The sequence below is a fragment of the uncultured Chitinophaga sp. genome (assembly GCF_937874145.1).
In the GTDB taxonomy this organism is placed as follows: Bacteria; Bacteroidota; Bacteroidia; order Chitinophagales; family Chitinophagaceae; genus Chitinophaga.
Genome location: NZ_CALNBI010000273.1, coordinates 1 through 2,863, shown reverse-complemented (window position 1 = coordinate 2,863; position 2,863 = coordinate 1). Strand labels below are relative to the sequence as shown.

Annotated in this window: 3 protein-coding genes; 2 read left to right on the top strand and 1 reads right to left on the bottom strand. The window is 55.2% G+C overall.

The annotated features are described in order from the left end of the window. Nucleotides 1-1,307, top strand: a 1,307-nt coding sequence (locus Q0510_RS13530) for a SusD/RagB family nutrient-binding outer membrane lipoprotein (RefSeq protein ID WP_298712593.1), incomplete at its 5' end; no start/stop codon positions are given. A 105-nt stretch (nt 1,308-1,412) separates the two neighbouring features. Further along, nucleotides 1,413-2,375, top strand: a complete 963-nt coding sequence (locus Q0510_RS13525; RefSeq protein ID WP_298712591.1) for a YihY/virulence factor BrkB family protein — start codon at nt 1,413-1,415, stop codon at nt 2,373-2,375. Here the strand turns inward: Q0510_RS13525 and Q0510_RS13520 are convergent. After that, nucleotides 2,362-2,863: DeoR/GlpR transcriptional regulator (locus Q0510_RS13520; protein WP_298712588.1), on the bottom strand; the 502-nt coding region annotated here is incomplete at its 5' end. The genes Q0510_RS13525 and Q0510_RS13520 overlap by 14 nt on opposite strands.

The following is a 2,863-nucleotide window of genomic DNA, read 5'->3' as shown; positions in this document are numbered from 1 at the left end:
TGGGTATCCTGCAGGCGTTGAAAACTACGGATATGAACGGTTCCTTGCCGTATTTGCAGGCCATCAAGGCCAGGCAAACGGGCGAACTGCGGCCTGCCTACGATCCGCAAAAGCAACTGTTCGATACCTGGCTGGATGAGTTGTCGCTCGCCATCGATTCGCTGGCGATGCCGGCGGCCAACCAGATCGGGTTCGGCGCTTCGGATATCTATTACGCCAATAACTGGCTGCACTGGGCCAAGCTCGCCAATACGCTGAAGCTCCGCATCGCCGTGCGGTACGAAAGGGCGGACGTTAATGTAACGAAGAGAATTTTCCGGGAAGTGATGACCAGTGCGGAAGGGCCCATTGATTCGGACGCGTCGCAGTTCAAATACGACCGCCCCACCTGGAACCCCATCGGCAACGATATCGATTACCGCAGCCCGCGTTTCGGTACCTCGTCGATCATCAACTTCATGAAATCCACCAACGACCCGCGCCTGCCCATTTATTTCACACCAAACGACCTCACGGGCAGCTTCCGGGATACGCTGACGAAGTACAACAAAACCCTCCCCGCGTTCATCAACCTGAACGATCCCCTGGTGCAATGGCAGGGCGGCCCGGCCGACTGGACCACCGACCCGGTGAAAGCCACCTGGTACAAAACCACCTTCGACGCAGGCGGGAATAACAAATGGCGGCTGATCGGTTTCATCAACAAAAAATTCTTCGCCCCCCGTTATGGTTCCAACACCACCGGCCGTTTGCTCGATTACATGGTGACCTACGCAGAAACCTGCTTCTACATCGCCGAGATGATCCAGAAAGGCCATGGCGCAGGGTTCGACACGAAGGGAAGCGCGGAAGACTGGTATAAAAAAGGCGTGGAATCCTCGCTACGCACCATGAATCTTATCGCTGTGGCGGCGGAAAGCACCACCGGGCTCACCGGGAACGGGAATGCCGACGTGCAGGCGTACCTCAACCATCCGAACGTCAGGTTCAACGGCGTGAACGACCTCGAAAGGATTTACATCCAGCAATACCTGAACTTCTACCGCCTGGGCAACGAAGCGTTTACGTTCGTCCGCCGCACGGGATATCCGAAAAACAATTCTGCCTATTACCCCCGCAACGCCTGGAATGAGCCCATTCCGCGGCGTTACGCGCTGGACGAGCCTGCGCTGGGCACCAATAACGAAAATTGGCTGAAAGCGCAGCAGGAACAGGGCTTTACGCCGAACGACCGGACGGCCACCACCCTGGCCAACCAGCGCCTGTGGTTCGATAAGAACAGTCCCGCTTTCGGGCAGGGGAACTGATGCGCCTTGTTTATTGTTGATATATACTCAAATTCAGAAATGGCCGTCCCTTTTTCAGGGGACGGTTTTTTTAACCCATGGCCTTCTTTTTGTGTTAATGGAGGTATGGGAAAACCGTTCATTATCCGCCACGGATGGCAATTGCTCAAATGCGCAGGCAGCGATTTCATGGAAGACAAGGTATTGAAGCTCAGCGCTTCGCTGGCGTATTCCACTGTATTTTCCATTGCGCCGATGCTGATCATCATCCTGTTTTTCAGTGATATTTTCTGGGGAAGGGATGCGCTGGAAGGCAATCTCTACGACCAGCTGCGGGATTTGGTGGGTGCTTCGGCGGCCACACAGATACAGGACGTGGTGGCCAATTCGTACCTCTCGCCCGACTTCGGCTGGTCTACCATCATTGGTTTTATCACGCTGGTGATCGGCGCCACGGGTGTGTTTACTGAGATCCAGGACTCCATCAACCTGATCTGGCGGTTGAAGGCGAAGCAGAAGAAAGGGAAGGGACTGTTGAAAATCCTCCTCACACGGTTGCTTTCTTTCTCGCTGGTGGCGAGCCTGGGATTTGTGCTCGTGGTGTCCCTGGTGTTGCATGGCATTATTGAAGTGCTGATGGACCGCCTGACTTTATTATTCCCGGATGTGACCGTGGTGGCGGCGTATATCGTGAACCTGGCGTTGACTTTCGCCGTCATTTCCACCCTGTTTGCGGTCATTTTCAAGGTGTTGCCGGATGCGAAGGTGCAATGGCGGCACGTGTGGACGGGCGCGATGGTGACGGCGCTTCTTTTTATGATCGGTAAGGGCGCCATCGGGCTGTATCTCGGTTCGAGCAGTATCGGATCGACGTACGGCGCGGCGGGCTCGCTGGTGATTTTACTGACCTGGGTATATTATTCTTCCGCCATCCTGTACTTCGGGGCGGAATTCACGCGGCAATACGTGCAAAAGAAAGGAGAACGCATCTATCCGAACGATTATGCGGTGTGGGTAGAACAGGTGGAGAAGGAATCGGAGGGCGTGATAACGGAAAAGAAAGGCCCGGAAACGATTACACCACCCTGATGCCCAGTTCTCGGTAAGCTTCGAGGAAAGCGAGGTCGGGATTGTCGGTGATGATGGTGTCGAGGTCGGTGATGTCGCATACTTTAAAGGGTTCAGCCGTTCCCATTTTATCGCCGGTGGCGAGGGTGGCGATGCGGTTCGCGCTTTCGACCATCGTGGTTTTTACTTCAGATTCTTCCATATCCATGCCCGTTACCCCGAGAATGGGGTGAAGGCTGCAAACGCCCATAAAGCAAAGATCGGCGCGGACGCGGCGCAGCATCCGGATCGTGTCTTGCCCGCCGGCGGTCTGTGAATCTTTATTGACGCGGCCGCCCGTGAAAATAACTTCCGTTTTCGGGTGTTCGATCAGTAGCTGCGCGATGGGAACGCTGTTGGTGATGACGGTGATATCGAGCTCCGGCGGGAATATCTTGACGAGCGAAAGGGTGGAAGTACCGCCATCGAGGATCACGGTTTGCCCGTTGTGCAGCATGCTGAGGGCTTTT

Excerpts from the sequence above, each read along its gene's own strand:
- Q0510_RS13525 (WP_298712591.1), top strand. The coding sequence starts at position 1,413 with ATGGGAAAACCGTTCATTATCCGCCACGGATGGCAATTGCTCAAATGC.